Below are 1347 nucleotides of genomic sequence, written 5' to 3' on the forward strand. Positions count from 1 at the left end.
CGCAGTAACGGCACTCTCACCGAATTCCGCGACGGCGAGGTGCCGTGGCCGACGCTGCGCCAGGAGGGCCAGACGGTCTTCCGCTGGGCCGGGTGGGAGAGGGCGAAGGTCGCTCGCGAGGCGCTCGACCGAGCCGGCGTCGAGCCGACCGACATCGCCGCGTTCATCCCGCATCAGGCGAACATGCGCATCATCGACGAGTTCGCCAAGCAGCTGAAGCTGCCCGAGTCCACCGTGATCGCCCGCGACATCGAGACGACCGGCAACACCTCCGCCGCCTCGATCCCGCTGGCGAGCCACCGGCTGATGGCCGAGCACCCCGAGCTCTCAGGTGGCCTGGCACTGCAGATCGGCTTCGGCGCGGGTCTCGTCTTCGCCGCCCAGGTCGTCGTCCTCCCCTGAGAACGCGCCGACTTTCCCTAGACTGTTCCACGGTTCCGAATACAACCCGTAAGAAAGAGGAAGACCACATGGCTTTCACCAACGATGAGGTCCTCGCAGGCCTCGCAGAGCTGATCACCGACGAGACCGGCATCAACGCCTCCGAGGTCGCCCTCGAGAAGTCGTTCACCGACGACCTCGACATCGACTCGATCTCGATGATGACCATCGTCGTCAACGCAGAAGAGAAGTTCGGCGTCACCATCCCCGACGACGAGGTCAAGAACCTCAAGACCGTCGGCGACGCCGTCAACTTCATCGTCGCAGGCCAGGAGTAATCCACGCAGGATGCCACCCCCGCACCCGCGGGGCGTGGCATCCTCCGCCTTGCCCGTTCTCCGCTCGACCCGCCCGACAAGGAACCACACATGACCAAGCGCATCGTCGTCACCGGCATCGGCGCCACGTCCGCCATCGGCGGGACCGCCCCCGAGAACTGGACGAACCTGCTCGCCGGCCAGTCCGGCACCCGCACCCTCGAACACGACTGGGTGAAGGAGTACGACCTTCCCGTCACCTTCGCCGCCGAGGCGATCGTCCGCCCCGAAGAGGTCCTGCCCCGCCACGAGGCGAAGCGCCTCGACCCCTCGTCGCAGTTCGCGCTCATCGCGGCACGCGAGGCCTGGGCGGATGCAGGATCCCCCGAAGTCGCCCCCGAGCGGCTCGGCATCGACTTCGCCACCGGCATCGGTGGCCTCTGGACACTCCTCGACGCATGGGACACGCTGCGCGAGAAGGGTCCGCGCCGAGTGATGCCGCTCACGGTTCCGATGCTCATGCCGAACGCCGCGGCCGGAAACCTCTCGCTGCAGTTCCAGGCTCGCGCCTATGCGCAGACCGTCGTGAGCGCGTGCGCCCCGAGCACCGAGTCGATCACCCACGCCTTCCACCACCTGCAGGACGGAC

Annotated in this window: 3 protein-coding genes; all 3 read left to right on the plus strand. The window is 67.3% G+C overall.

Translation table 11 applies throughout. The features are described 5' to 3' along the window. Positions 1 to 402: 3-oxoacyl-[acyl-carrier-protein] synthase III C-terminal domain-containing protein (locus J7E68_RS19370; protein ID WP_285225735.1), on the plus strand; the 402-nt coding region annotated here is incomplete at its 5' end. Between the two features lie 68 nt (positions 403 to 470). After that, positions 471 to 719: an acyl carrier protein gene (locus J7E68_RS19375; protein WP_017202249.1), complete on the plus strand. Its 249-nt coding sequence runs from the start codon at positions 471 to 473 to the stop codon at positions 717 to 719. 90 nt (positions 720 to 809) lie between these two features. Beyond that, a partial coding sequence (locus tag J7E68_RS19380) for a beta-ketoacyl synthase N-terminal-like domain-containing protein (protein WP_285225746.1) occupies positions 810 to 1347 on the plus strand: 538 nt, incomplete at its 3' end.

It is taken from the genome of Microbacterium sp. ISL-103, assembly GCF_018613995.1.
Lineage (GTDB): Bacteria > Actinomycetota > Actinomycetes > Actinomycetales > Microbacteriaceae > Microbacterium.